28 protein-coding genes and 3 pseudogenes are annotated in these 24,658 nt (G+C 67.3%); 15 read left to right on the plus strand and 16 right to left on the minus strand.

From position 1 onward, the window contains the following. The 4 genes and pseudogenes from ACIRRA_RS42610 to ACIRRA_RS42625 form a co-directional block, all read left to right on the plus strand. Positions 1 to 513: transposase (locus tag ACIRRA_RS42610; RefSeq protein ID WP_402780678.1), on the plus strand; the 513-nt coding region annotated here is incomplete at its 5' end. 28 nt (positions 514 to 541) lie between these two features. After that, positions 542 to 1,150, plus strand: a pseudogene (locus ACIRRA_RS42615) (SH3-like domain-containing protein); the annotation flags it as partial. Then, positions 1,147 to 1,866 carry a thiocyanate hydrolase subunit gamma gene (gene scnC / locus ACIRRA_RS42620; RefSeq protein WP_402780681.1) on the plus strand — a complete coding sequence of 240 codons (720 nt, stop codon included), beginning with the start codon at positions 1,147 to 1,149 and terminating at the stop codon, positions 1,864 to 1,866. The pseudogene ACIRRA_RS42615 and the gene scnC, both read left to right, overlap by 4 nt. An 18-nt stretch (positions 1,867 to 1,884) precedes the next feature. Then, positions 1,885 to 2,247, plus strand: a complete 363-nt coding sequence (locus tag ACIRRA_RS42625) for a thiocyanate hydrolase (protein WP_402780684.1) — start codon at positions 1,885 to 1,887, stop codon at positions 2,245 to 2,247. 239 nt (positions 2,248 to 2,486) lie between these two features. On the opposite strand, the gene ACIRRA_RS42630 is transcribed toward ACIRRA_RS42625, so the two are convergent. Beyond that, a complete protein-coding gene (locus tag ACIRRA_RS42630) occupies positions 2,487 to 2,981 on the minus strand; it encodes an FAD-dependent oxidoreductase (RefSeq protein ID WP_402780687.1) in 495 nt (164 codons plus the stop codon). Between the two features lie 309 nt (positions 2,982 to 3,290). Between ACIRRA_RS42630 and ACIRRA_RS42635 the strand changes: the two genes are divergently transcribed. After that, on the plus strand, positions 3,291 to 3,764 hold the full coding sequence (locus ACIRRA_RS42635) for a hypothetical protein (protein ID WP_402780690.1): 474 nt from the start codon (positions 3,291 to 3,293) through the stop codon (positions 3,762 to 3,764). A gap of 400 nt (positions 3,765 to 4,164) precedes the next feature. Here ACIRRA_RS42635 and ACIRRA_RS42640 read toward each other — a convergent pair whose 3' ends face one another. From ACIRRA_RS42640 to ACIRRA_RS42650, 3 genes and pseudogenes are all read right to left on the minus strand, one after another. Next, positions 4,165 to 4,518 carry a hypothetical protein gene (locus tag ACIRRA_RS42640; protein WP_402780693.1) on the minus strand — a complete coding sequence of 118 codons (354 nt, stop codon included), beginning with the start codon at positions 4,516 to 4,518 and terminating at the stop codon, positions 4,165 to 4,167. Between the two features lie 320 nt (positions 4,519 to 4,838). Continuing rightward, a complete protein-coding gene (locus ACIRRA_RS42645) occupies positions 4,839 to 5,303 on the minus strand; it encodes a hypothetical protein (protein WP_402780759.1) in 465 nt (154 codons plus the stop codon). 88 nt (positions 5,304 to 5,391) lie between these two features. Next, positions 5,392 to 5,889: pseudogene (locus ACIRRA_RS42650) on the minus strand (FAD-dependent monooxygenase); the annotation flags it as partial. Between the two features lie 141 nt (positions 5,890 to 6,030). On the opposite strand from ACIRRA_RS42650, the pseudogene ACIRRA_RS42655 reads away from it, so the two are divergent. Then, positions 6,031 to 6,308, plus strand: a pseudogene (locus ACIRRA_RS42655) (DUF3303 domain-containing protein). 139 nt (positions 6,309 to 6,447) lie between these two features. Here ACIRRA_RS42655 and ACIRRA_RS42660 read toward each other — a convergent pair. Continuing rightward, positions 6,448 to 6,834, minus strand: a complete 387-nt coding sequence (locus ACIRRA_RS42660) for a histidine phosphatase family protein (RefSeq protein WP_402780696.1) — start codon at positions 6,832 to 6,834, stop codon at positions 6,448 to 6,450. Here ACIRRA_RS42660 and ACIRRA_RS42665 point away from each other — a divergent pair. After that, on the plus strand, positions 6,829 to 7,020 hold the full coding sequence (locus tag ACIRRA_RS42665) for a hypothetical protein (RefSeq protein WP_402780699.1): 192 nt from the start codon (positions 6,829 to 6,831) through the stop codon (positions 7,018 to 7,020). The two genes, ACIRRA_RS42660 and ACIRRA_RS42665, sit on opposite strands and share 6 nt — an antisense overlap. A gap of 59 nt (positions 7,021 to 7,079) precedes the next feature. On the opposite strand, the gene ACIRRA_RS42670 is transcribed toward ACIRRA_RS42665, so the two are convergent. From ACIRRA_RS42670 to ACIRRA_RS42680, 3 genes are all read right to left on the minus strand, one after another. Continuing rightward, positions 7,080 to 9,821, minus strand: a complete 2,742-nt coding sequence (locus ACIRRA_RS42670) for an AAA family ATPase (protein WP_402780702.1) — start codon at positions 9,819 to 9,821, stop codon at positions 7,080 to 7,082. A 101-nt stretch (positions 9,822 to 9,922) separates the two neighbouring features. Next, on the minus strand, positions 9,923 to 10,303 hold the full coding sequence (locus ACIRRA_RS42675) for a carboxylesterase family protein (RefSeq protein ID WP_402780705.1): 381 nt from the start codon (positions 10,301 to 10,303) through the stop codon (positions 9,923 to 9,925). A gap of 19 nt (positions 10,304 to 10,322) precedes the next feature. Continuing rightward, positions 10,323 to 11,321, minus strand: a complete 999-nt coding sequence (locus ACIRRA_RS42680; protein ID WP_402780708.1) for an MBL fold metallo-hydrolase — start codon at positions 11,319 to 11,321, stop codon at positions 10,323 to 10,325. A 209-nt stretch (positions 11,322 to 11,530) separates the two neighbouring features. Between ACIRRA_RS42680 and ACIRRA_RS42685 the strand changes: the two genes are divergently transcribed. Beyond that, entirely contained in the window at positions 11,531 to 12,769 is a 1,239-nt protein-coding gene (locus tag ACIRRA_RS42685; RefSeq protein WP_402780711.1) for a M24 family metallopeptidase, read from the plus strand. A 59-nt stretch (positions 12,770 to 12,828) separates the two neighbouring features. Here the strand turns inward: ACIRRA_RS42685 and ACIRRA_RS42690 are convergent, their stop codons facing one another. From ACIRRA_RS42690 to fdxA, 4 genes are all read right to left on the minus strand, one after another. Next, positions 12,829 to 13,023, minus strand: a complete 195-nt coding sequence (locus tag ACIRRA_RS42690; protein WP_402780714.1) for a hypothetical protein — start codon at positions 13,021 to 13,023, stop codon at positions 12,829 to 12,831. Positions 13,024 to 13,153: 130 nt separating this feature from the next. Further along, entirely contained in the window at positions 13,154 to 13,537 is a 384-nt protein-coding gene (locus tag ACIRRA_RS42695; RefSeq protein WP_402780753.1) for a hypothetical protein, read from the minus strand. Positions 13,538 to 13,584: 47 nt separating this feature from the next. Next, positions 13,585 to 14,307 (minus strand): helix-turn-helix transcriptional regulator, encoded by a 723-nt coding sequence (locus ACIRRA_RS42700; protein ID WP_402780717.1) that lies wholly within the window; start codon positions 14,305 to 14,307, stop codon positions 13,585 to 13,587. Further along, on the minus strand, positions 14,304 to 14,654 hold the full coding sequence (gene fdxA, locus ACIRRA_RS42705) for a ferredoxin (protein WP_402780720.1): 351 nt from the start codon (positions 14,652 to 14,654) through the stop codon (positions 14,304 to 14,306). Before fdxA ends, ACIRRA_RS42700 begins: the two co-directional genes overlap by 4 nt. A 508-nt stretch (positions 14,655 to 15,162) precedes the next feature. Here fdxA and tal point away from each other — a divergent pair. Next, positions 15,163 to 16,272 (plus strand): transaldolase, encoded by a 1,110-nt coding sequence (tal, locus tag ACIRRA_RS42710; protein ID WP_402780723.1) that lies wholly within the window; start codon positions 15,163 to 15,165, stop codon positions 16,270 to 16,272. Between the two features lie 773 nt (positions 16,273 to 17,045). Here the strand turns inward: tal and ACIRRA_RS42715 are convergent. Further along, positions 17,046 to 17,627 carry a helix-turn-helix domain-containing protein gene (locus ACIRRA_RS42715; RefSeq protein WP_402780726.1) on the minus strand — a complete coding sequence of 194 codons (582 nt, stop codon included), beginning with the start codon at positions 17,625 to 17,627 and terminating at the stop codon, positions 17,046 to 17,048. A gap of 88 nt (positions 17,628 to 17,715) precedes the next feature. Here ACIRRA_RS42715 and ACIRRA_RS42720 point away from each other — a divergent pair, with 88 nt between their 5' ends. From ACIRRA_RS42720 to ACIRRA_RS42735, 4 genes are read left to right on the plus strand one after another with little or no spacing between them, the layout of a single operon-like run. Then, complete coding sequence (locus ACIRRA_RS42720; RefSeq protein ID WP_402780729.1) at positions 17,716 to 17,871, plus strand: hypothetical protein; 156 nt, start codon at positions 17,716 to 17,718, stop codon at positions 17,869 to 17,871. A 27-nt stretch (positions 17,872 to 17,898) separates the two neighbouring features. Then, positions 17,899 to 18,384 (plus strand): DinB family protein, encoded by a 486-nt coding sequence (locus ACIRRA_RS42725; RefSeq protein WP_402780732.1) that lies wholly within the window; start codon positions 17,899 to 17,901, stop codon positions 18,382 to 18,384. A gap of 21 nt (positions 18,385 to 18,405) precedes the next feature. Beyond that, complete coding sequence (locus tag ACIRRA_RS42730) at positions 18,406 to 18,804, plus strand: alpha/beta hydrolase (protein ID WP_402780735.1); 399 nt, start codon at positions 18,406 to 18,408, stop codon at positions 18,802 to 18,804. Next, a complete protein-coding gene (locus ACIRRA_RS42735) occupies positions 18,801 to 19,643 on the plus strand; it encodes an SDR family NAD(P)-dependent oxidoreductase (RefSeq protein WP_402780738.1) in 843 nt (280 codons plus the stop codon). Before ACIRRA_RS42730 ends, ACIRRA_RS42735 begins: the two co-directional genes overlap by 4 nt. Before the next feature lie 434 nt (positions 19,644 to 20,077). Here ACIRRA_RS42735 and ACIRRA_RS42740 read toward each other — a convergent pair whose 3' ends face one another. The 3 genes from ACIRRA_RS42740 to ACIRRA_RS42750 all read right to left on the minus strand — a co-directional run bounded on the left by ACIRRA_RS42740 (position 20,078) and on the right by ACIRRA_RS42750 (position 22,464). After that, the gene (locus ACIRRA_RS42740) at positions 20,078 to 20,422 is read right to left on the minus strand and encodes a hypothetical protein (RefSeq protein ID WP_402780741.1); all 345 of its coding nucleotides are present in this window, start codon (positions 20,420 to 20,422) and stop codon (positions 20,078 to 20,080) included. Between the two features lie 83 nt (positions 20,423 to 20,505). Further along, complete coding sequence (locus ACIRRA_RS42745; protein ID WP_402780756.1) at positions 20,506 to 21,450, minus strand: NADP-dependent oxidoreductase; 945 nt, start codon at positions 21,448 to 21,450, stop codon at positions 20,506 to 20,508. A 96-nt stretch (positions 21,451 to 21,546) separates the two neighbouring features. Continuing rightward, positions 21,547 to 22,464 carry an NADP-dependent oxidoreductase gene (locus ACIRRA_RS42750; protein ID WP_402780744.1) on the minus strand — a complete coding sequence of 306 codons (918 nt, stop codon included), beginning with the start codon at positions 22,462 to 22,464 and terminating at the stop codon, positions 21,547 to 21,549. Between the two features lie 703 nt (positions 22,465 to 23,167). Here ACIRRA_RS42750 and ACIRRA_RS42755 point away from each other — a divergent pair. After that, positions 23,168 to 23,347, plus strand: a complete 180-nt coding sequence (locus ACIRRA_RS42755; RefSeq protein ID WP_402780747.1) for a hypothetical protein — start codon at positions 23,168 to 23,170, stop codon at positions 23,345 to 23,347. 324 nt (positions 23,348 to 23,671) lie between these two features. Then, complete coding sequence (locus ACIRRA_RS42760) at positions 23,672 to 24,409, plus strand: dienelactone hydrolase family protein (protein ID WP_402780750.1); 738 nt, start codon at positions 23,672 to 23,674, stop codon at positions 24,407 to 24,409. Positions 24,410 to 24,658: the final 249 nt, after the last annotated feature.

Consider the following 24,658-nt stretch of genomic DNA (forward strand, 5'->3'; position numbering starts at 1 on the left):
GAATCCGGTTCGGCTGCGCGGGTGTTCATGCGGGAGGCGTTCGCCGCGAACAACGGTCTCATCCCGACCCACGTCCATTCCGACAACGGCCCCTCGATGACCAGTAAGAACGTCGCGCAACTGCTGGTCGATCTCAACATCACCCGCAGCCTGTCGCGGCCGCACGTGAGCAACGACAACCCGTACTCCGAAGCCGGGTTCAAGACCCTCAAGTATTGTCCGGCGTTCCCGGATCGGTTCGCGTCCATCGCGGAGGCGAAGTGGTTCTGCGACAAGTTCTTTCACTACTACAACACCGAGCACCGCCACCGCGGGATCGGGTTGCACACCCCGGCCTCGGTCCACGACGGCACCGCTACCACGATCCGGGCGCGCCGCGCCCAGACCCTCGCCGCCGCTTACGCCGCGACCCCGGACCGGTTCCACCGCAGACCCAGCCCGCCGGCGTTACCCGAAGCGGCGTGGATCAACCGACCCACGAAGGAGAACACCGACACAGAACAGGCAGCCTGACCTGTCTCATCGGGATTGACAGACTCCGGAACGTCGACGGCTCGGCAATGTCGATGTCGGGCGTATGGCATATCTCGGGTTTCCGTACTACGGACGCTGGGTGTTGGCGGCTGCCCGTTGCCTCATCGACAAGCGTCACATCACGCTCGGTGAGCTGATCGAGCGGGTAAGCGAGGTTCGGGAACGCTGCGCCGACGGCGGCAACGCTCCGCTTGAAGCCGCGCCTCGCACCACCGGCGACGGGGAGGCCGTGATCCGGAACCGCCATCACACCGAGGCAGCCGGCAAAGGCGATCCGCAGTGTTTCGCCGGCACAGCCGGCGCCCCTCGGTTCGCGGCGGGCGATGCGGTGCGCGTGCGGGATCTGCCGACGATCTTTTACACACGCACCCAGGAGTACCTGCGGGGGAAGCCCTGCACGGTCGTCAAAGTGTCCTACGAGAGCCTGATACCGGAAGACGAGGCGTTCGACCGCGAGGATCAGAAGCCCGGATGGTTCTACATCGTGCGGTTCAAGATGACCGATTTGTGGGAGCCGTATACGGGCTGTCCGAACGACACGCTGCAGGCGGAGATCTCGGAAACATGGCTACAGCCGAGAACCGAAGCCCGCGATCATCGAGAGGAATCCGCATGACGGCGAATGGCGAGACCGGTCACGACAGTTCTGAACAGCACGCGGCGCCGATGGTCGAGGAGGTCACCGACTTCGAGGTGCTGGAGATCGCATTGCGCGAATTGGCGATCGAGAAAGGGTTGTTCACCGCCGAGGATCACCGGACCTATACGGAGTTCGTCGAACAGCTGGACCCGGCGCCTGGCGCCCGGCTCGTCGCCAAAGCCTGGATCGATCCCGATTTCAAGCGGTTGATGCTCGAGGATCCCATCGCCGCCTGTCTGGAGGTGGGAATCGACTGGTTGCGACCGACGGGCTTCGGGACGCCCAGCGATTTCACGGCATTGCACGTGCTGGAGGACACGCCCACGCTGCATCACGTGATCGTGTGCACCCTGTGCTCATGCTATCCGCGTCCGATTCTCGGAAACTCACCCGAGTGGTATCGGACGCCGAACTATCGCCGCCGCTTGGTGCGCTGGCCGCGCCAGGTTCTCGCCGAGTTCGGCCTCTTTCTTCCAGAAGACATCGAGATCCGAGTCGAGGACTCCAATTCCAAGCACAGGTTCATGGTGCTGCCGGTCCGGCCGGATGGAACGGAGGGCTGGACCGAGGAGCAGCTCGCAGAGATCGCGACGCGGGACTGCTTGATCGGCGTCGCCCTTCCCAAGCCTGGCGTGACAGCGAATGCGGACCGCCCCGTGCACCCTGCAACCCACCCGGCCGAGAATTACTGACTCCGAGAGGGCCGAGCAATGCCGACCGAAGACGACGTCACAAATGTCCGAGTGCGGACGCTGGAGCAGATCGTCACTCGCGGACAGGTGTGGTCGCGGATGGCCGATAAGTACGGCGTTGCCAATCCGGTGCCGCCATGGAGATCAAGTCTCGACGGGATGTGCGACGCACTCGACAGGGAAGGTACGGTACTGCCACTTCTCACGCGCCGCGTCGAGGAGGACCGCCTCTCCAATGAGGTGTACAAGACACTACCGTTCCCAGAGAATCAGCTCGTCGCGTTGGCGCACTCGCTGATCGCCAGAAATGTCATCGATGAGGCTGCCCTGGCCGAACGCATGAAAGCCGTGCGGGCGAGGCTGGAGGGCGACGAGGGGTGAGCCTGCACGATCGAATCCATACGCGAACACTGGTTTTGTGACGCGGGCCAGGATCGCCGGATTTCGCTGTGCAGGAAGCTGTCCCACTCCTCCTCGCTGGAGAAGACGAGGGCGGGGCCGGTGGAGTGCATCGAGCCACGAACTCCACGTGATTGGCGGCGTTGTTCGGTGTCGGTGTGCGGCGTCCGGCCCGGAGCGCCGCATGCCGAGGGACGGACAGGTGCCGAGGGGCAGTGTGGCTATACGAGGCTGTGTTCGGCGACGATGGCGGCGGCCGCGCGGCGGCCCATCCGGATCGCGCCGTCCACGTGTTGGAAGCCGTGTCCTGCCAGGTCCGAACAGCAGAAGTGGATCGGGCCGAGCGGGTCGCGGTGGTCGCGGCCGTAGCGGGTCATGCCGCCCAGGTCGAAGCTGACGCCGTAGGCGCCGCGGGTCCATTCCTCCGCGCCCCAGTCGGATTCGTAGTAGACGACCGGGTCGGCGCGGTAGCGGGAGAAGGTCTTCAGGCCGAGTTCCTCGACCAGCTCCAGGGCAGCGGTGTGATGCGGGGACAACCACTGACCGCCGATCTCGATCATCGCGTCCTCGATATCGCCGGTCCAGGTGCGTCCGCCGACTCGATCACGAGCCTCGAGCACGGCTACGGTCAAACCGGCCTTGTGTAGTTCGGTGGCGGCGGTCAGGCCGGACGGCCCGGCGCCGACGATCACGACATCGCGAGTGATGACAGGCACGAGAACTCCTTGCTGAACATCGAGTTTCCCTGGAGATAACCCGAGGGTTGCTGCTTCTAGTATGTGGGTACGCTCACGGCCCCGCTCGCTACACTGCGGCGAATCGGCCGGCCCCTCGATTCACCGCGCCTCTGTTCGGAAAACGATCATCGAACGAACGCGAACGGCCCCGCCCTGGACATCCTCGTCTGCGCATGTACCGGTGTTCGGAAGGTCCGTTCATCGACCGGGCCAGTGTGTGTGAACTACGGGCGATGGGGCAGCGGGAATAGCGTTGCGGTCGAACGCGGGGACGGCCAGGATAGACAGATGAGTAAGGTGACCCTAACTACCGAGCTGCCGATCGCGGCCGAGGTGGCGTGTGCGCTGGCGCGTACTCCGGAGCTGTTCGCTTACGTCGTGGCGCCGATCTTTTCGGTGCCGAATATCGAGATGCCGGACCGGGTGGAGCCCGGCGTCGAGCGCTCTGCACGGATTTGGTGGTTCGGCGTCGTTCCCGCGTGGACCCACCATCTGCGGTTGGTGACGCTGGAGGCGCGCCACATCTACACCAATGAATGGGGCGGGCCGGTGCGTACGTGGAATCACAGTCTCACGTTCGAGCCGATCGGCGAATCCCGCTGCCGCTATACCGACGAGATCGAGATCGACGACGGGCTGCACGGTCTGGGCACGCGCGTGTTCGCGCGGCTGATGTTTCGGCACCGCCACCGTCGATGGCGGCAGCTCGCGCGAATACTGGCCGCCGGGGAGTTGGACGTCCGGGTGACACGGCCGGTCTGAGCACGTCGAGGCGGCCGGGTTGTGTTGTCCGCCTGATCGATACGCGTGCTGCCGACTGCTTCCAGGCCCATGCCACAACCAACCGCGGCACTGCAGTCGGTCGAGGCGGCGGGGCCAGGACAGGGACGGCGGCGTTTGCGTTGAGCACCTCGATCGACGGCACTGGCACCCGGACCTCCCTGTTCGGAAAACAATGATCTGACGAACGCGAACCCGGCCAGCCCTGAGCGACTGCACCACCGGGGAGTCGGTGTTCGGAAGCGTTTCATCGACGGGACTGCGTGGATCAAAGCTCGATCGGACACTGTCGTCGGATTTCAACCACTCGGCTCAGCCCTGAGCACTCCGGCCGTGCGACATAGGCGTCCGCGCCGGATGTCTCGGATGTCGCCGTCGGGGATCAGTCGGTCCAGCTGGTGGTGTGGTGGCCGCCGATGTCCGAGTGGCCACCATGGTGGCCACTGCTGTCGTGGTGGTGGCCACCATGGTGGCCACTGCTGTCGTGGTGGTGGCCACCATGGTGGGGCGTGATGTCGGGATGTGAAGTGTCGGAGGAGATTCCGAGGGTGTCGATCGAACCGCTGCGGCGGCGTGGCCGTGAGTCGCGGTGGACGATCGCGTTGAAGATTGTGTAGACGGTCAGCAGCGCGAAGAAGATGGCCAGCGGCGCGAGCACCAGCACGAGGAGCCCCAGCACGATGTAGACGAAAATCATCACCGTCGCAGCGTGCGCGTGGCGCACGTGCTGCGTCAATACCGCAGACTCATCGCCGGCATGCTGCTACCGACAACTTCGATCGTCCTGGGGTTCCGGACCAGCGCCGGTCCTGTCGAGAATCGATCGATTTACGGCACCCGGCGTCGGAACACGAATCGTCAGGATTGCGGCCCGAGTCCGGGTGTTGAAATACGTGGTTCGCCGCGTCCGGTGTCCATGTATGAACGCCGCGTACGACGTGAGGTCGAGGACAAGCAGCCCGCCGCGGTCGACTGATCTCCGCATGAAAAGCCGCCCGCCCCCACCCGATTGCTTGCCCGGGTGGGGGCCGAGTTCCTTTGTGCCACTGTTCGTTTTCACCGTATGAATCGGGTGACGGCATTGCAGATCGCGATGCCCGCGGAGGTGGCGGGCACCATGAGGGCCGACGCGGCGCGCATGCCGCGCTGCTTGGGCTCGACCAGGGTGCGGTGGCGCTGCTCGTAGGCGGCGAGAGCGGTGTGCGGGTGGCCGGGGGAGCGGGTCAGTTCCGCGGCAAGGGTGTGGGCGCTGGCGATGGCGAGGGTGGAGCCGTCACCGAAGAGGGAGAGGCAGGATCCGGCGTCGCCGACCAGGGCGACGCGGCCATCGGACCAGCGCGGCAGCCGAACTCGGCTCACCGAGTCGAAGTAGAGGTCGTCGGCGGCCTTCAGCTCGTCGAGCAGGTCGCCGAAGATGCCGATCGGCCCGGAGAAGGCGTCGGCGACCAGCCGCTTGTGCAGATCGAGGTCGCGGTGGTCGAAGCCCGGCACCGCCTCGCGACGGAACAAGAAGGCCGCCACCGCCTTTCCCTTGGACGGGTGCACGGTGATGGCCCCGGCCCGGGCGGTTGAACATGATCACCTCACGCTCGTCGCCGAAGGCCCGGTCCACCGGCAGGGTCGCGACGTACATGCCCATGTGGCGGATGAATCCGGCCTCCGCACCGAAGACGAGCCCACGAACATTCGAGTGCAGGCCGTCGGCCCCGATCACATAGTCATAGCGTCCATCGGCGCCGTTCTCGAAGACGACGTCCACGCCGTCCCAGTCCTGCGTGATCCCGGAAATCGAATCGGCCCAGCGGATTTCGGCATGGTCACGAGCCGCGCCGAGGAGGATGGCGGCCAGATCGGCTCGCGCGACCTCGACCTCGCGGTCACCCGCGCCGCCCTGGAAAGCGCTGAGCCGCAACCCCGATCGCTCCCGTCCCGTCGCATCGACGAAACTCATCCGCTCCACCCGCGATGCCGCCGCCCGCAGCCGCGGCATCACCCCCATCCCCTCGGCCACGTCGACAGCCGGCCCCTTCACGTCGATCGGGTTCCCGCTGGACCGCTGCGTCCCCGCCCGTTCCACCACGGTCACGTCGAAGCCGTTGCGCCCCATCCAATACGCCAGGGGTCGATCCCGCGATGCCCGCCCCGGAGATCAGCGCCTTCTTGCTCATCCGCCGGCCGCCGGGGTGGGAGTGGTGGTCGTGTGCCGCAACAGTCCGCCCACCGAGCCAGAGGAATCCTCATGCGCTACATGCTGATCGAGCACTACCGCCAAGGTCCCGAACCCGTTTACGCGCGCGCGGCCGCACAGGGGCGGATGCTCCCACCCGGGCTCACCTACATCGACAGCTGGTCGTCGACGGATCGTCCGTCGATAGCTGCTTCCAGCTGATGGAAACCGACGACGAAACACTTCTTCACGCCTGGATCGCGAACTGGTCCGACCTCATCGACTTCCAGATCTTTCCCGTCACCACCTCAGCCGACATCGCGACCCGCCTCGAGTCCGGCAGCTCGCCGGATCAGTGACGCGACGGCTCGTACTGTTCGAGGTGGTGGGTCAGTAGTCCGGTCAGGGCCTCGTCGACGGTGTTCCAGGGTCCGCCGCGCAGGACCGTGTTGTGCGGGTCGAGGGCTTGCCAGCGCCCGCGGCGGCCGGTCGTGGAGGTCAGAGACCTGGCCCGGCAGCGTAAACGTCGCGATCGCCGAACTCGAGCCGGTAGACCGCAGGCATTGGCATCGCCTGCTGGAAAGCCCAGCTGATGCCGGAGCATCCGAGCCCGATCAATGCCCGGGAGATGAACGTGCCATGACCGCCGATGATGAGGGGTCGACCAGGAGGATCTTCGATGATGTCGGTCAGCGTCCGGATCGCGCGCTCGGTGAGTTCGTGCAGGCTCTCGGCGCCGGGGCGCGCCCACTGCGGGCAGGCCCTTTGCTCGTAATGGCGCTCGTGGTCAGGAGTCGGTTCAATTCCCGAATCCCAGTCCCATAGTTGGTGGTCCGTACCGATCGGCAGGTTCCACTGCCGGGCGGCGGGTTCGAGGGTTTGCACAGCATCAGCCTCGGCATCCACCACTGCCTGGGCGTGCCATTGGCCTTGCTGGAAATGGAAGTCCTGCTCGACGGGCTGCTACGCAAAGTCGTTGCAATGGAACTACTTTCGGAGCACCCGCCGTTCGAACCGAATGTGATGATTCGCGGGCTGGAGTCGCTGCGCGTGGAATTCCAGCCCGCCTGACCCGATGTGCTGTCCGAGGACGATCGCCAGGGCGAGGGTGGCTTCGATGTCGGCGGTTCTCAGTCCAGCGACAAGCGGCCGAGTTCGGCGCGGTTGGCTATGCCGAGCTTCGGAAAAGCGTTGTACAGGTGGTATCCCACGGTGCGGTGGCTGAGGAACAGCCGGGCGGCGATGTCCCGGTTGGACAGGCCGGTGGCGGCGAGCCGGACCACCTGCAGCTCCTTCGGGGTGAGGGTGTCGTAGGCAGAGCGGCCGGGTGACTGCACCCCGGCTTCGCCGGTGGCCCGGATTTCGGCCAGCGCGCGGTCGGCCCACGGGCGCGCGCCGAGACGCTGGAATGTGTCCAGGGCCGAACGCAGGTGGGTCCGGGCATCGATCTTGCGGTTGGCTCGGCGCAGCATTTCGCCGTAGACCAGGTGGGTCCGGGCCCGTTCGAACGGCCTGCCGCCATGGCTGTGCAGTTCGACGGCCCGCCCGAAGTAGTCCTCGGCCTCGTCGTCGCCGGTGGCGAGCAGCCCCTGGCAGCGCAAGGCCATCGCCGCCGTCCACGGTTGCCCGTTGGCCGCGGCCCAGCGCTGCATTCGACGCGCCGATTCGACGGCGCGAGCCGGTTGCCGGGCTCGCGCGGCCGCCTCGACCCGATCGGCCGCGAAGATGCACAGCACGCTCTGGGTCCGCAGCATGCCGGTGGTGATCGGATCCAGCCGGTCCAGGACCGCGTCGTAGCGGCCCTGGATGAGATCGGCGAGTTCGAGCGCATACATCCCGCCCGCCGCGGTGTAGGTCAGACCGTGCTGCACGGCGTGGTCCAGGGCCGGTTCGGCGAGTGCCCGGCAGCGTTCGTCGTCGCCCTGGATGGCCGCGATAATGGCCAGGACGCAATGGATATCGTCGAGCCGTCGCCACTGTCCGGTGCTCTGGCCCAGCCGCAGACCTTCGTCCGCGTGTACGAGCGCCTCACGGAGGTGGCCGACATGTACCTCGGCCATCGCCAGTTGGCACAGCGCGCCCGGCAGGATGCCGATCTGGCCACTGTCGCGCGCGTCGTCGACCAGTGCGGTGAGCAACTCCACGGCCAGTTCGTCGCATCCGGATCGGCTGGCCAGCATGCCGGCCATCAGCCGACAACCCGGGGCGACGCCGGTTTGGTGCCGAGTCGCCTCGGGCAGCCGGCGCATCCGGGGCATCGCGTTCTCCAGATCGTCGGTCATGAGCCGCGCGAGTCCGCCGATGGAAACCGCGACGGGCTTGTCACTCGCGATGGCCTCCAGGGTCGCCGCCGCCTTCGCCGCGATTTCCGTCTCGCCGACCAGATAGCTGTTGGACACCGCATCGACCAGCATCCGCGCGGCCCGATCGGGGTGATCGACCATGATGGACTCGGCGGCGGCCGAGAGGGTGCGGGCGGCGATCAGCGGGCGGCCCATGGCGGATTCGGCCCCGGCCGTCACCGAGGACAGCCGGGCGACGGACAGCGTGTCGGCGGCGTCGCAGTGGGTGCGCCGGGCAATGTCGAGGGCGTGACGGAAGTCGCCGGCGGACGCGGCGGCCTCCGCGGCTGCGATCATTCGCTGGACCCGGCGTCCCGGGTCGGGAGACAGCGCGGCCGCACGCTCCAACGCGGCGGATTGAGCCGCGAATCCGGACCGCCGCGCGGCCAGGTCGGCGGCCGCTTCGAGTGCGGCGGCGACGAATTCGTCGGGCCCGGTGGAGGCGGCGGCGAGATGCCAGGCTCGCCGGTCGGACGCCGCCGGATCGGTGAGCGCCGCGGCCAGCGCCTCGTGCACGGCCAGCCTGCGGCGTAGAGTCGCGCGGTGCCGGACCGCCGAGCGGGCGAGCGGATGCTTGAAGGTCAGCGTCGTCGCCGCGACCCGGAGAATGCCGGAACGCTCGACCTCGTCGAGGGCATCCGCACCCGCACCCAATTTGGCGGCGGCCCGCAGCACGACATCGATGTCGCCGGTTTCCTCGGTGGCGGCGACCAGCAGCAGGGTGGCGGCGTCCGGGCCGAGCCGGTTCGCCTGGGCGCCGAACGCGGTGTGCAGGCGGGTAGTCAGCGGTAGGGGCTCCACGTGTGGTGCCGGGAGTATGCCGACACCCGCTCGTTGCCCGCTGGTCAGCGCGGTGGGAAGTTCGATGAGCGCCAACGGGTTTCCGTCGGATTCGGTGATCATGCGGTCGCGCACCGCGACGACCAGATCGGGATGGCGGTGGGCCAGCAGCATATTCGACGACTGTTGGTCCAGACCCCCGATCGGCAGTTCCGGGACCGCGGCCAAACCGTGTGCGAGCGGCTGTGATCCGCTGTCGTCACGAAGCGCGAACAGCAGCACCACGCCTTCGCGTTCGAGACGCCTCGCGGCGAACAGAATCGCCTCGATGGACGCGTGATCGAGCCACTGCACGTCATCGACGACGGCCAGCAGCGGTTGGGTTTCGGCCGCTTCGGACAGCAGGGTCAGCACGGCCATACCGACGAGGAAGCGGTCGCCGCCGCCGGTGGGAGTGAGGCCGAATGCCGCGCCGAGGGCATCGGCGAGCTGCCCCGGCAGACCGCGCAGGTGGTGCAGCAGTGGACGCAGTAGCATGTGGAGACCGGCGAAGGGGATTTCGGCCTCGAATTCGACTCCCGCGGTACCGATTACGGTGAAGCCGTCGGCTGCCGCGACGGCGTGGTCGAGCAGCGCCGATTTCCCGATGCCGGGCTCGCCCCGCAGGGCGAGGGTGCCGCTACGTTTGGCACGGGCGTCGGCCAGCAGCGCGTCCAAGCGGGCCCGTTCCGCGTCGCGTCCGAAAAGCATTGCACCGAGGCCTTCCCGTGCGAGCGGAGTCCATCCCGTATTGCTGACGGTGATCGACAGTACGGGATGGGAAAGGGACTGCCCAGCCCGAATGCCTCGGTTCAGCCCTGCCGGAAGGCCACCACAGCGCCGAGTGCGGCGACGCCGGGCACGAACAGATCTCCGCCGGCCGACTGTCGCGTGGGTACCCCGTTCGCATCCAGCAGCGCCCGGGTGGCGTCCAGATCTCGTGCGGCAACGGCGTAACCGGCGAATGCCGGTACCCCCCAGGCCATTTCACCCACATACTCGGCCTCGAACGCACCCTCGCCGGTCGCCCGCGCACCCGACCACGGCACGGCGGCCGCGGGTGGCGCGAACCGGAGGGGACCGACGGGCGGGGCCGCATACGGTACACCACGGAAGGCCGCCACCTCGTCGTTCCACTGTCCTTGGAGTGTGCCGCAACGGGTTTCCGCGACCGGCGGAGCCTTGACGATCATCTGCTGTCGACCTTGGGTCCTACTCGGCCGGCGCGTAGAGCCGGTAGGTCGCCATCACGTTGAGCCGGTGCAGATTTCGGCACAGCTCCAGGAAGCGGGCCTGGATCGTCTCGGCCGGTCCGGCGTAGGCGGCGAGGGCGGCGGCCAGCGCCGGATCCAGGCCCGCGGACCACGGGTCGGTGCAGAATTCCTCGGTCTCCGCCAGCGACAGCCCGCGGTCGGCGGCGTCGGTGACTTCGGCGTGCAGGGTCTCGAAATAGTCGATCAGGGTGTCGATGGCGGCGGGTCCATCGCCCATCGGGCCGTGACCGGGCACGATCGTCCGCAGTTCGGGCAGCGTCTGCCGCATGCGGCGCAGCGAATCCAGGTACGGAAGTGGTCCGCCCTGCAGCAGCATGTGCGCGGTTCCCGCGTGGCACAGGAAGTTTCCGGTCCACGCCGCGCGGGCGTCGGGTACGTAGACGACGGTGTCACCCGGGCCGTTGCCGGGCCCGAACTGCCACAGTTGGACGGTGCGGCCGCCCAGGTCGATCTCGGCGTGGTCGTCGAAGACGATGTCCGGGGTGCGCCAGCGGGTCACTGCGTCGAAGAGTTTCTCGTCGCCGTACATGTTGCCGGAGCGGACCTGCTTCTCGTAGCCGAGATCGGTCATGTTCTCCTTGTTGATCCGCGACGAGACGATTACCGTCTGCGCCGGGAAACCCATGTTCCCGAAGGTGTGGTCGCCGTGGTAGGTCGTATTCACCAGGTAGCGAATCGGTTTGGTGGTCAGGTGCGCCGCGGTCGACTGAATCATCGCCGCGACGGTCGGAGTGACGCCGGCATCGACCACCAGGGCGGCCTCGGTGCCCACGATCAGTCCGTTGTTGTCCTTCGGAGGGATCGTCGCCATCAGGGCGTGGACCTCGTCGGCGAGCTCGACCGGGTTCAGCGCCAGGCCGGTCGGCGAGAGGTTCGGGCCCTGGTAACCGGTCGGGCGCTCGGCGATCTCGCGGTCGGGGATGTGCGTCTGGGTCATGGGAGCCTTCTTCGTCTCGAATGGGGTTGCCCCGCAGACGGTATGGACCGGTGGAGCCCGGCCGCCTCTGTCGGATGACCGGGTTCGGCGACCTGGTTCACCGTGCCCGATCCAGGTCGCCGAACCAGGTCATTCGACAGAGGCCGCCCTGCCCCGTCGCGCCATAGCGTCTGTGGCCAGGCCAGAGCGGCCAATCGAGAGGAGCGACAATGTTTCCCACGTATTCACTCGCGGAGCGGGACCGCCGCTGGGCACTGGCCCGCAAGCTGATGCGGGATCAGGGCGTCGAAGCGCTCATCGCCTACGGCGAGCACGAGGCGGCCGATCTGGCGCCGTACGCCCCCGACGCCTACTTCACCAACGACCGCCCGGGCGCCATCGTGATCTTCTGCCGGGACGCCGATCCGGTGGAACTCGTCTGGTCGACCTTGCCGATTCAGGACCACATCGAGGCCCGCAAACGCGGCGACGAGCTGTGGATCGAACCCCGCAACATCCGGGTCGGCCGCCACGCCGCCGGCGTGATCGAGGTGCTGCGCGAGCACGGGCTCGAGCACGCCGCGGTCGGTGTGCTGGGACTGGATCCCTACCCGCCGTTCCACATCGTCCCGATCATGCCGCACGTGCTGTGGAGCCAGGTGCTGGCCGAACTGCCGACCGTGACGTTCAAGCCGGTCGGGCTCGGCTACCTGCTCGCCACGGCATGCCAGTCCGAGGAAGAGCTCGAGGTGGTGCGGTATTCGGCCGCGGCGGGTGATGCCATGGCCGCGGCCATGGTCGAGGTGGCCGCCCCAGGTGTGAGCGAGACCGAACTGTACGCCGCGGGCATGTCCGCGGCATTCCGTCTCGGTTGCGCGGCACCGGACATGCTGATGTGGTCGGGGCCCGGCTTCATCTCCTGGGGTGCGCCGTCGTGGGTGTACCGGCCGCAGGCGCCGCGCATCCTCGAAGCGGGGGATGTCGTGATGGCCGAGGTGTTCAGCCGGTTCGGGATGAAGGAGACCCAGCATCAGGTCGCCATCGCGATCGGCGACGCGCACCCGGACGTGTATGCCGCGGCCGAGATCGCCAGGCGCGCCTACGAATCCGGCCTGGAAGTCGCGCGCCCGGGCAATACCTTCGGCGACCTGGCCGAGGCGATGCTCGGCGTGCTCAAGGAGGCCGACTCCTGGAACGTGCACCCGATGGTGCATCTCATGAACCCGTTCGGACCGGTGGGCGGGTTCGGCGAGGGGTTGAAAAACGTTCCCGAGGCACAGGAATACGGCCGCCTGTTCCAGTTGCCGACGATGGGTGGACAGCTGCCGCTGCTGCCCGGTATGACCTTCTCCTTCGAACCCAATGCCGTCGTCGGCGGCCGGGTCGTCAACCTCGGCGGCACGGTGATCATCGGCGAGGACCGGCCGATCGAACTCAACCCGTCCACCGCACGACTGATTCAGGTCTGAGAAGCAGTCATGACCACGGGTACCGCACACATCCTCGAGCGCACGGGGTGTCGAATCCATTACTGGCTGGCCGGATCTGACGACGCGCCACTGATCGCGCTGACCCACGGCGCCGCCGGCAGGGACGACGGACACCGCATGGTCGAGGTTGGCCAGTTCCTTGCGCAATTCATCACGCCGGGCGGCGACATGTCCCAGTCGATTCGCTCGACTCGGTCGATGACGTCGGCGAATTCCTCTTCCAGGCTTCGCATTTCGCGCACCCCTACCAGGTCGAATACAACTCGTCCAGGGTAGGCGCGGTGTCCGTTCCTCGCCCACGTCGTGAGTTACACCGTGGCGGGCCGTCGGATCGAGTACCGGGGGATGGGGTTACCGGGATGGTCACGACACGCTGTGGACCAGTAGCAGGATGCCGCCGACCAGGAGCGCGGCGACTTTCAGTGTCTCCAGCGCCACATAGGCGTAATGCCCGCGTGAGCGGGGCGCGTCGTATCCGGCGAGTACGGCATCGCTGCGGCGGGTCAGCCGCGGGCGGACCACAGCGAGCTGCACGAGCAGCGCGGCGATGGCGACCATCAGGGCGGTGATGACGCCTGCGGTGGGCGGATCGATGACTGTGGCGGCGAGAATCGTTGCGGCGAAAACGATTTCGATACCGTTGAGGGCACGGAAGACCAGCCGGCCGATACCGAGCCCGATCGGCACGGTGACGCCGGGCGCCCGGAATTTCAGCGGTGCTTCCAGGAAGGAGATCGCCAGCACCATGCCGAGCCAGCAGAAACCGGCCGCGGTGGTGACGGCCCCGGCGGTGGTCACGCCGCAGATCCTGTCGAGGCGGGCGCGGGCGCGGCGCCGCTTGTGGTGGTGAGGTGGGCCAGGCACAGATCCGGTGCGGCGAAGGGCTCGAGCCGATCGACAGCCACCGGTGCGGCCCGGCCCTCGAGCACACCCTGCATCAAGCCCAGATGGATCGGGCACACCACCTTCGCGCTGGTGGTGGCCAGATCCAGAAACGGGCAGTGCCGCAACCGGATCCGCGTCCGGCCGCCACTGGTATCGGGGTCGGGGTCGAATCCGACCTCGTCGAGCACGTGCACCAGCTCGTCCACGGCCTGCTCGACGGTCGGCGCCGGGGCGGCCATGGTCCCGGCGACCCGGTGACCCCAAACGCGCCCGGCCTGGGCGGCGCGGGTCTCCGGGTCGGGGTCGGTGGCCAGCTGGGCGGTGAGGATGTCGGCGAGCAGCCGGTAGTTACGAGGCCCGGCCGGATCCATGCCCGCATGGGCACGGAACATCTGCGGTGGGCGCCCTGGTCCGGTACGCGGGCGTTCGACCCGCTCTGCTTGGCCTGCCTCGATCAGCGCCTCGAGGTGGAAGCGCACCGTGTTCGGGTGCAGCCGCAGTTGCGAGGCGATATCGACGATGCTCAACGCATCAGGGGAGCCACGTAGTACCGCGAGCACCTCGTCACGACGCCCACGGCCTACCCCACGCGATCGAGCAGGTGTGGTGGCTGGAGCTGGTGTGCGTGTCATGGTCGGCTACTCCGTGTCGGCAGCGCGGCGACCAGCGCAGTGTCGACCCCGACCGGGCCGAGTTTGGTTGCGCCGCCAGGGAATCGGAGTGGCTGGTCGCGGCCGGGCAGGGTTTCGGTGAAGAAGGCGGCGTTGTCGGCGCGGTAGACCTCGAGCTCGGCGGGCAGGTCGCCCTCGTAGTAGATCGCTTCCACCGGGCACACCGGCACGCAGGCGCCACAGTCCACGCACTCGTCGGGGTGGATATACAACGAACGGCCGCCTTCGTAGATGCAGTCGACCGGGCACTCCTGCACGCACGCCCGGTCCATCACATCCACACACGGCTCGCCGATCACATACGCCATACCCCTATTTATACATCGATCGTTTGTATAAAATAAGCGACGGGTGACGCAACCCACCGGATCTCTCGGTGCAGGGCCGCCGGTATGTATCGCCACGGCGTCTCCCTCGCCGTCGGCGGCGAGCGATCGACTGACGATCGGGAACGCCACCGTCATGTGTGCCCGTCGAGGACGTGAACCGAGAGGGGATTCACCGTTGTCTGCAGTATCGGCGCAATCCATGCGCGCTTTCGAGGCCGAGCGCTCGTTCCCGCCGCGGACGAGCCCCGATCCGTTCGGCGCCATGATCGCGGCCACGGGATTCATCGCCCCCGGTGGCGTCCGGCACAGCGGCTCGACTTCACGACCATCGTCGATGAAGTCCGGCCTTGTGCCCGGTATCGCGCCTGTTCGCCGGTGCCCAGGTCACCGAGGATGCCGACCTCGACACACCGATAGGAGGTGTTTGTGACAGGTGATGAGCCGGCCACCGCTACACCCGCTCTGCCCCTGTGAAAGGAGGGCGCTCATGTCTGATCCGTTGACCGCATTGACCGAGGCCGGAGTGTCGATCTGGCTCGATGATCTCAGCCGGCAACGGCTGAGCGACGGCAGCTTGGCCCGCTTGGTCGCCGACCGTCACGTGACCGGAGTGACCACCAACCCGACGATCTTCGCCAAAGCGATCAGCAGCGGTGACGCCTACGCCGACCAGATCCGCCGTCTCGCGTTGCGGCAGGTGGATGTCGACACGGCGCTACGGGAGCTGACCACCTACGACGTGCGGTGGGCGTGTGATGTGCTGCGCCCGGTCAAACAGGCCACCGACGGCGTCGACGGGCGGGTATCGATCGAGGTCGACCCCCGGTTGGCACACGACACCGACCGCACCATAGCCGAAGCCCACGCCCTGTGGTGGCTGGTGGACCGCCCCAACCTGCTGGTCAAGATCCCCTCCGCCCGACAAGGACTGCCGGCGATCAGCGCCTGCCTGGCTGAGGGCATCAGCATCAACATCACCCTGATGTTCTCCCTGCACCGCTACCAGGAGGTGATCGACGCCTTCCTCGACGGGCTCGAACACGCCCACGCCAACGGCCATGACCTCGCGCACATCCATTCGGTGGCATCGTTTTTCGTCTCCCGCGTGGACACCGCGGTCGACCAGCGGCTCGACAAACTCGGCACCGACCGTGCCGCGGCCCTGCGCGGGGCCGCCGCGATCGCCAATGCACGGCTGGCCTACCACCTCTACGAGCAGTACGTCGACAGCGAGCGGTGGCGGGCGCTGGCACGCGCCGGAGCCCGCCCGCAACGGCCCTTGTGGGCGTCGACCGGAGTCAAAGACCCCCGCTACGACGACACCCGCTACGTCACCGACCTGGTCGCGCCGGGAGTGGTCAACACGATGCCCGAAGCAACCCTGCACGCGGTCGCCGACCACGCCCGGGTGCCGCGCGACAGCATTCACGGCACCTACCCGCAGGCGCGGCAGACCCTGGACGAGCTGGCCGCGCTCGGCATCGACTACGACGACATCGTCACCACTCTCGAAACCGACGGGGTCACCGCATTCGACGCCAGCTGGGACCACCTCGCCGCCGAACTGTCGGCCACCCTCACCGACCAGAGGCGGTGACCACCCTGGCCGCAGTCGGAAGAAACATCATCGCCGGTGCCGGTCCGGCCGACACGAAAACCGCACAAGCGGTGCGCGAGAACGGGTTCGAGGGGCCGTCACTCTGATCGGCGAACAACCCCACCGCCCCGACGAGCGGCCGCCCCTGTCCAAGGAGTACCTGTAGGGCAACGCTGGACGCGACAGCCTCGACGAGCACGAATCCGGCTACTACGCCCACCACGACAGATCGACGCCGACGCCGGCCATATCCTGTTCGCGCACAGCAGCGCCGACCATCGACTCGATGTCGCCCAGGCGCTGTGCTCGATCATCGCCCCCTCCACCGTCGCCCGCTTCTGCCGGATCGGCGGCAAGGGATTGTCGGAAAACTCGCCTTCGCAGAGCCTGTCGAACCATCGACCAAACACTTGCCAGCGATGACCCTGGTCGTGCTACGCACCATCAAGACCATGTCTCATGTCGTCGTGATTGGTTTGCCGCATGTCGGATTCGGTTGTGCGGCATGATGTCCGGTCGTGGTCGACGAGTTTTCGCCCCGGTGGCGGGCAGACTGCCGACGGTCGGGGCCAGCTCGGGCGGCAGGTCGGCCGGCGAGCCGTGCCGCAGGATGAGGGCGAGTTCGGACCGCGCGCGTTGCCGCCGGGTCGGTCGGGGTCGACCGCAGATGCCACCGGTTGGCGCGCATCGGCGGCGTCCGATTCCGGCCGGGTGGAACCGGATGCGATACATCTTCGGTGCGACGGCACGGTCCACCTGCCTGTTTCTATCGTTCACCGATGCGGGTCGGCGTGTACATGCGATCGCAGCCCCTGCACGCCGAACAGGATGAGCAACTCGACCATGCCGCCGTCGGCACTGCCCAGCCAGTGCGGTTGGGAGGTGTCGAATTCCGCGGCCTCGCCGGGCGGCAAGGTCAGGTCGCGCTCGCCGACCACCAACCGGAGGCGACCGCCCAGTACATACAGCCATTCGACGCCGTCGTGTGTCTGCGGGGTCGGCTCCAGCGGTGCCGGACGCGCGGGAATGATCATCTTGAACGCGTGTACCCCGCCCGGCCGCCGGGACAGCGGCACGAAGATCATCCCGTGCCGCCGGATCGGTTTCAGATGGATTCGGGGATCGCCGGTGCGGGGCGCACCGACGAGGTCGTCCAACGGCACGTCGTAGGTGCGAGCGAGCGGCAGCAGCAACTCGAGGGTTGCCCGGCGCTGCCCGCTCTCGAGCCGCGACAGCGTGCTCTCGGAGACGGCGGTCGTCGTCGCGAGGCCGGCGAGGGTGATGCCGCGCTCGCGCCGTAACGCACGCAGCCGCGGACCCACCGCGTCGAGCACCTCATCTGTTCCGGGGTCCATGCGCCCATCTTGCCGGAACCGCAAGATCGCGTGCCAGATCATGGCGCGCCGGATGAGACTGAGCCTGTTTCCGACAGTAGGAGTCTCGATGACCACCACCGATGCGGTCACGTTCTGGGACGTCTACGCCGACCAGCCGGCACCCGCGGACCCGCGCCCGAATGTTCTTCTCGCCGAGACGGTTCCGGACGGGCGCACCGCCGAGGTCACCGACCACGTACTGCTCATCCGCCGCACCGTCTGACCCCCACCCCCCGTGAAGGAGATCACCGTGCCAACCATCAAGCGCCGCAACGATACTCCGCCGCCCCGGACCGGAAGCAGCGAGGCCGAGGTGCTGCGCGGCTTTCTCGACTATCTGCGGGCCGCGATCGCCGCGAAGGTCGAGGGCGCCCCCGAACCGCAGGTGCGCACGGCCGCGGTGCCGTCGGGTACCAACCTGCTGGGCCTGCTCCGGCATCTCACCTTCGTCGAGCGCTCGATGTTCCTCGGGGACCGGGTCACCAACTGGCAGGCGACGTTCCAGCCCGCACCGACCGATACCGTGGCCGCCGTCGTCGCGCGCTATCGCGAGGCGGTCGAGCGGGCCAACGAAATACTCGCCGGCTGCACCGATCTCGGCGCACCGGTGCCGCGGCCGGGCCGTCCCGCTCCCAGCCTCCGCTGGGCGCTCACGCACATGATCGAGGAGACCGGCCGCCACGCGGGTCACGCCGACATCCTCCGCGAACTGGCCGACGGCACGACCGGCCGCTGACTTCATCCAGGACAGGACCACATGATCACCGCAACCCGGCCGCACGGCTTGCTCCGCTCCACGCGCGCGGTCGCCACCCTCGCACTCGCGATCCTGCTCACGATGGGGACCGCGGCTTGCTCCACGACAACCCCCACCGTCGCCTCCTACGCCGCCGCCACACACGGGGATCCCAAGTTCGAGAACACTTTTCAGCACAATTTCGCCGACGTCGACGGCGTCCGCATGCACTATGTGACCGGCGGCCACGGCACACCGGTGGTGCTGATCCACGGCTGGCCCCAGAGCTGGTACGGCTGGTGGCCGATCATGCCCGCGCTGCACACACCCCTGGGCACACATGTCGCGCTCGACCTGACCGCCACTTCGGTCAGCATCCGGGCCGCGGACGAGAAACAAGATTGCGAGGAAAGGTTATGAGCGACAACGACATCGATCGCATGGCCGATCGCACTGTGCTGATCACGGGCGCGACCGACGGACTCGGGCGCGAACTCGCGGTGCGTCTCGGCGCGGCGGGCGCCCGGCTGATCCTGCACGGCCGCAATCCCGATCGGGCCGCTGCGGTCGCGGCCGAGGTGACAGCCGTGAGTGGACGCGCTCCGCGGATCATCCTGGCCGACCTGTCACGACTCGCGGAGGTGGACCGGCTGGCCGACGAGATCATCGCCGGCACTTCACGATTGGATGTGCTGGTGAACAATGCCGGCACCGGCGGCCGGCCGGACGGGAAACGCGACCTCAGCGCCGACGGCAACGAATTACTGTGGGCGGTCAACCATCTGGCCCCGTATCGGCTGACGCGGCGGTTGCTTCCGCTGCTGCGGGCCTCGGCGCCGGCGCGGGTGGTGAACGTGGCCTCCGCCGGGCAGCAGGAGATCAACCTCGACGATCCGACCCCCGAACACGACTACGACGTGTACACCGCCTACTGCCGCGCCAAGCTGGCGATGATCATGGCGACCATCGAGTACGCCGACGAACTCGACGGAACCGGTGTCACCGTGAACGCCCTGCACCCGGCCACCCTCATGGCGACGACCATGGTGCGCGAATCCGGCATCACGCCGATCAGCACCGTCGCCGAAGGCGCGGCCGCGACCCTGCGGCTGATCTGCGATCCGGATCTGTCACGGACGACAGGCCGGTATTTCAACGGCGCCAGGCAGACCCATCCGCACGCGCAAGCCTCCGACCCGAAGGCGCGCCGCCGCCTGCTCGAAATCAGCGACACAGCAGTCGGTTTGGTCGTGAGCTGAGCAGGTGGTGGCCGGTAGGTCGTGTGGCTTACCGGCCACCACCGCTGTATCCCGGATCACGTTCTTCGTTGAACACACCTTTGCCGCGCGCTCGACTCGGCCAGCCTGCAGCAGCCGCTGTGATAACGGCGTGGTCAGAGCGCGCCGATCGGGGCGGTGGCTTCGAGATCGGGCCGACGGTGGCGGCCACCCGTCTCCGTCGTGGTGCAGGCCGGTAGCGGCAGCGTCTCGAACTCGGACACCGCACACAGGTAGTGCAGAAGGCGTCTACCGCCCCGACGAGGGTGAGAATCTCGTCGACGAGCTGCTGCCACACGCCGGCACCGGTAAGCATCCGCCCGGGTCGGCGCACGCGCGGTACACCAACCTGCGCTGCTACCTCGGCCTCTGACCGGCCTCGCACGCCATCCTCGCTGCCGCCGGTCGCCCACGGCTCAGGACAGGCTGCTGACGTTGGTGGTCCCGACCCGTGGGGACACCCTTCTCTGGTAGGCGACTCTGAGACCCTCGCTGGTCCACACGATCGGCTGGTGGTAGCCGGGGATTTTCAATAGGAACAGCTCTTCGATCGTCCAGAAGTCACCGCTCGTGGCACCGGCTGCCAGGGTAGCCGCGCCATGGACGCGGCCGCCGTACATGCGGGTGATGAAGATGCCACGGTCGAGATCGTTGTACAGCCTGCCCACGAGAAATGCGGCGTCTGGTTTGTGGGGCTCCTGCCCGCCCAGCTCCGACAACGGCACGAACAGTTCCTGGACTTCCACGTCGATCTCGGTCACGTGTGCCTCCCTCGGTTGTATGCCCCTCGGACAAGGAATCAGCGGGCGAGAACGCCGGCCGGACGGTCGCTGTCGCTGAGCCCTCACGGACGAACGCGGATGATCGTCTTCCCATTGATCCGCTCGGTCGGGTTGAAGGCAGCGACAGCATCGTCGAGGGTCGCGACTCGGCCGATGTTCGTCCGCAGCCGTCCATCTCTTACCCACCGTGCGATCTGACCCAGTTGCGCGCGATCGGACACAACAACGAAGTCGACCGCCAGACCGTTGGTCGGCCGTGCCTCGGGCGGACCGGCGACGGTCACCAGTGTTCCTCCGGCTCGAACCAGGCCTGCGGACCGCTTCCCGATGTCTCCGCCGAAGACATCGAACACCAGATCGACTCCGCCGACATCTTTCAGCGTGTCGTTCTCGAGGTCGACGAACTCCTGCGCACCGAAGTCCAGCACGGTCTGACGGTGGGCAGCGCGTCCGGTACCGATGACGTATGCGCCGTACTCGCGTGCGAGCTGTGTCGCCATCGAACCGACTGCTCCGGCCGCGCCGTGCACGAGGACGCTCTGCCCGGCCTGAAGACGTCCATGATCGAACAGTCCTTGCCACGCGGTCAGGCCCGTCATCGCGACGCTCGCGCCCACCGTGAAGTCGACGTCGCCCGGCAGCGGCGCAAGGTTGCGCGCCTCGACGACAACGTACTCTGCCAGCGTGCCGTCGCGGGTCCAGTCCGTCAGGCCGAACACCCGCTGACCCACCGACAGCCCCGTCGTTCCGTAGCCGAGAGCGGTGACCACTCCGGCCACCTCGTGGCCGGGGATCGACGGCGTCCGGTCACGGCCGAGGCGATCGATCCAGGTCGACGGCCACTCCAGTTCATTCCCGGTGAATCCCGACGCATGAACTTCGACGACGACATCGCCGTAGTTCGCGCCCTCGAGACTGGCGAGCCTCGCCGCGTCCGGCTCGGGCCGTTCGGTCAGCGTCATTCCCGCCGTTCCCGCGGCCCGGTCCGTCACCACGATCGCTTTCATCTGGCTCCTTTCTCTGTGACACTCCTCGTCCATCTCCACTGCGAGGTGGGTCTATCGCCGTTGCGACGTGACGGGGTCTCCGTTGTCTCCGCGTCCTTATGGGCGAACCCGGATGATCGTCTTGCCCCTGACCCGCTCGGTCGGGTTGAAAGCGGAAACGGCGTCGTCGAGGTTCGCGACCTGGCCGATGTTCGTGCACAGACCTCCGTCCCGGACCCGCTGGATTACCTCACCCAGCTGTGCACGATCGGCCTCGACGACGAAATCGACCGCCAGGCCGTCCTTCGGCTGCGCCTCAGGTGGGCCGGCGATGGTCACCAGCATCCCGCCCGCTCGAACCAGACCCGCCGACCGCCTCCCGATGTCTCCACCGATCACGTCGAAAACCAGGTCTACGTGGCCAGCGTTTTCCAGCGCATCGTTGTCGAGATCGACGAACTCCTGCGCGCCGAAGTCGAGTGCCGCCTGCCGGTCGGCAGCTCGTCCGGTACCGATGACGTGGGCGCCGGCCTCGCGAGCCAGCTGCGTCACCACCGAGCCGACGCCACCAGCCGCGCCGTGCACGAGGACGCTCTGCCCCGCCTGGAAGCGGCTGTGCACGAACAGCCCCTGCCACGCGGTCAAGCCCGAGATCGGCAGGCTCGCACCCACCGTGAAGTCGACATCGCCCGGCAGCGGCGCGAGGTTACGCGCCTCGATGGCCACGTACTCCGCCAGGGTGCCGTCGCGCGTCCAGTCCGCGAGCCCGAACACCCGCTGTCCCACCGACAGCCCCCTCGTGCCATAGCCGAGAGCGCTGACCACTCCGGCCACCTCGTGGCCGGGGATCGACGGTGTGCGGTCACGGCCGAGGCGATCGGTCCAGGTTCCAGGCCACATCAGCTCGCCCGGGGTGAATCCCGACGCGTGAACCTCGACGAGGACGTCGTTCCCCGCGGCCTGCGGCTCCGGACGCTCGGCCAGCGTCATCCCGGCCGTTCCTGTGGCCGGATCCGTCACCACGATCGCCTTCATCCGGCACCTCCCTGCATCCAGTTCTTTGCCTGCGTAAGCATGTACGGCACAGCCAACAACCAGACGAGATCATCCAGCGTAGTGCAGAGTCTCCATTCAGCAAACAATTAGCAACCCAACTGTGAGATCGCGAGGCCAGTGTGCGTGCGAGCGGGGAATGCACCGGCAGGGGTTCCCGTAGTTTTCGCCGAAAATCGGGCGGATAAGCCGGAATCCCTTGGTCCGCAGTCGCGGTCGCCTCCGCTAGCAACACCGTGGTGCCGAGGTGTCCCCAGCACTCGCATCGGATGCGAGATCCGTATCGCGTTCCGCATGATGGCGATTCACCGGAGCAGGTCGCGGAACACCAGCTCAGGGCGGTTGCAGCAGATGCAAGATCTTTTCAGCTGAGGCAATCGGCGCCGAGGACCGCAGCATGAGCCGCGCCCGACTGTGTCCGCATCCGAGTCGCGCATGCGCTGTGGCTCGGCGACTATCCCGACGTCATCGGTCGCGCTGGTGCATTATTCACCGTTCCCGCCGAACTCAGCATTTACGCCGCCCCGATCGACGGTATCGACGTGCTCGAGGCTGGGGAAATCCTGGCCTCACTGGCTGTGCACCACTTCGCGAACGATCCATGGCCGACCAGTCCGCACCTGTACCGATGGCACGGCGGCCATATCGAGCTTCGCAAGACGGACGCGAAGTCCTGGACCGCATTGTGCCGACGAGTCTCACTGCCGCGGAACAGGTCTCACTACTGAAGTGGCTCGACACCGTGGCCGAGCCGCGCGTCGAACAGTATATGCAGCTGCTGAGCATGATCAATGGGCACACACCCGAGAAGCCCACCGTGCCCGCCTTCGAGTGGTTCGCCGAGTCCCTCCGCGCACATCGCTGAGGTGCGCGCAAACGCACTCGCGTGCCGCATACCGTGCTGACCGTACCGGCCGGCGTGGGGCATCGGAAGATCCACTGGCCGTGCCGATCCGAGGCCGGCGGAATGTCCGCTCGTGCCGTGTTGCGTGCGTCCAGCTACGGGGCCACCGCAAAAATCCGTTGGCGGACGAGGGCGGTCACTGCTACCTTTCCGGAGGCCGTGCCAGAGAACGAGGAGGTGGTATCCGTGAACGCAGTATCGACATGGGTGCTCCCCTGCGGGGTCACGGTCGGGCGGTAGGTCGTCCGGGAGCGCCGTTGGACAGCACTCCCGAAAGGCACGACCGTGCAATTCATTTCCGAACAGCGCCTCGACGACGACAGCATCATGGAGCGCGCATTCACTCTCGGCGAGATTCCCGGCATCCTGTGGACGCCCGGATCCGCATCGACACCGGTGCCGTTGATCCTGGTCAGCCCGCCTCCCCTCGGGCTGCGCCGGGCGTATCCGCGACTGCTGGCCCGGGCCCGGCACGCCGTGGCGGAGGGTTACGCCGTGGCCACCATCGAGCTTCCCTGGAGTGGTGACCGGCCCCGTTCGGCCGCCGCCGATGAGGCTCTCACCGACCTGCACCGGGCGTTGGCGGCTGGCGGGCCGGTCGACGACGAGATCGTCGATCGGCTCATCCTCCCGCTGGTCGAAGCGGCGGTCCCGGAATGGCGGGCCACTCTGGACGCCCTGCTCGCGTTGCCCGAGATCGGCGGCCCGGTCGGCTATTCGGGCGGGGTGATCTCCATCGGCACCCGGCTGGCGGTGGTCGAGCCGCGTATCGCGGCCGCGGTTCTGTTCGCCGGTAGTTTCGTGCCCCGCGCCATAGTCGAGGAGGCCCGGCAGGTCACGATTCCGCTGCATGTCCTGCTGCAGTGGGACGACGAAGGAAACGACCGTCAGATGGCCCTGGACCTGTTCGACGCCTTCGGTTCCAAGGAGAAGACGCTACACGCCAATATGGGCGGGCACACCGGTGTCCCGCAGTACGCGGGGGAGGAGGGGAACCGGTTCTTCGCTCGGCACCTGAAGTGAGGCCGGGCCGTCGGGCCAACTGCAGACAATAGAGCCGTGAGCCGCTATCGAGGACAGGTCCCGGCCCTTCTCGATAGCGGTGGCTGCCCTCGACGCACTGTCATGCCGCATACCGCGCTGAGCGAACCGGCCAGCGCGAGGCAGCGAAAGATCAAGGGTCTGTCCAGATAACGGTGTAACTCGGGTTGATTGAGTTATTTCCGTCCGGCGGTGAGTCGGCCTTCGAAGGTGATGTCGAAGGCGTTCAGC

Source organism: Nocardia sp. NPDC101769, from assembly GCF_044766925.1.
GTDB lineage: Bacteria > Actinomycetota > Actinomycetes > Mycobacteriales > Mycobacteriaceae > Nocardia.

Excerpts from the sequence above, each read along its gene's own strand:
- ACIRRA_RS42670 (WP_402780702.1), bottom strand. The coding sequence starts at position 9,821 with ATGCTTTTCGGACGCGACGCGGAACGGGCCCGCTTGGACGCGCTGCTG.
- ACIRRA_RS42695 (WP_402780753.1), bottom strand. The coding sequence starts at position 13,537 with ATGGTGCTGGCGATCTCCTTCCTGGAAGCACCGCTGAAATTCCGGGCG.
- scnC (WP_402780681.1), top strand. The coding sequence starts at position 1,147 with ATGACGGCGAATGGCGAGACCGGTCACGACAGTTCTGAACAGCACGCG.
- ACIRRA_RS42700 (WP_402780717.1), bottom strand. The coding sequence starts at position 14,307 with ATGACACGCACACCAGCTCCAGCCACCACACCTGCTCGATCGCGTGGG.
- ACIRRA_RS42730 (WP_402780735.1), top strand. The coding sequence starts at position 18,406 with ATGATCACCGCAACCCGGCCGCACGGCTTGCTCCGCTCCACGCGCGCG.
- ACIRRA_RS42720 (WP_402780729.1), top strand. The coding sequence starts at position 17,716 with ATGACCACCACCGATGCGGTCACGTTCTGGGACGTCTACGCCGACCAG.
- ACIRRA_RS42690 (WP_402780714.1), bottom strand. The coding sequence starts at position 13,023 with ATGCGAAGCCTGGAAGAGGAATTCGCCGACGTCATCGACCGAGTCGAG.
- ACIRRA_RS42715 (WP_402780726.1), bottom strand. The coding sequence starts at position 17,627 with ATGGACCCCGGAACAGATGAGGTGCTCGACGCGGTGGGTCCGCGGCTG.
- fdxA (WP_402780720.1), bottom strand. The coding sequence starts at position 14,654 with ATGGCGTATGTGATCGGCGAGCCGTGTGTGGATGTGATGGACCGGGCG.
- ACIRRA_RS42675 (WP_402780705.1), bottom strand. The coding sequence starts at position 10,303 with ATGATCGTCAAGGCTCCGCCGGTCGCGGAAACCCGTTGCGGCACACTC.
- ACIRRA_RS42635 (WP_402780690.1), top strand. The coding sequence starts at position 3,291 with ATGAGTAAGGTGACCCTAACTACCGAGCTGCCGATCGCGGCCGAGGTG.
- ACIRRA_RS42625 (WP_402780684.1), top strand. The coding sequence starts at position 1,885 with ATGCCGACCGAAGACGACGTCACAAATGTCCGAGTGCGGACGCTGGAG.
- ACIRRA_RS42735 (WP_402780738.1), top strand. The coding sequence starts at position 18,801 with ATGAGCGACAACGACATCGATCGCATGGCCGATCGCACTGTGCTGATC.
- ACIRRA_RS42750 (WP_402780744.1), bottom strand. The coding sequence starts at position 22,464 with ATGAAGGCGATCGTGGTGACGGATCCGGCCACAGGAACGGCCGGGATG.
- tal (WP_402780723.1), top strand. The coding sequence starts at position 15,163 with ATGTCTGATCCGTTGACCGCATTGACCGAGGCCGGAGTGTCGATCTGG.
- ACIRRA_RS42680 (WP_402780708.1), bottom strand. The coding sequence starts at position 11,321 with ATGACCCAGACGCACATCCCCGACCGCGAGATCGCCGAGCGCCCGACC.
- ACIRRA_RS42745 (WP_402780756.1), bottom strand. The coding sequence starts at position 21,450 with ATGAAAGCGATCGTGGTGACGGACCGGGCCGCGGGAACGGCGGGAATG.
- ACIRRA_RS42685 (WP_402780711.1), top strand. The coding sequence starts at position 11,531 with ATGTTTCCCACGTATTCACTCGCGGAGCGGGACCGCCGCTGGGCACTG.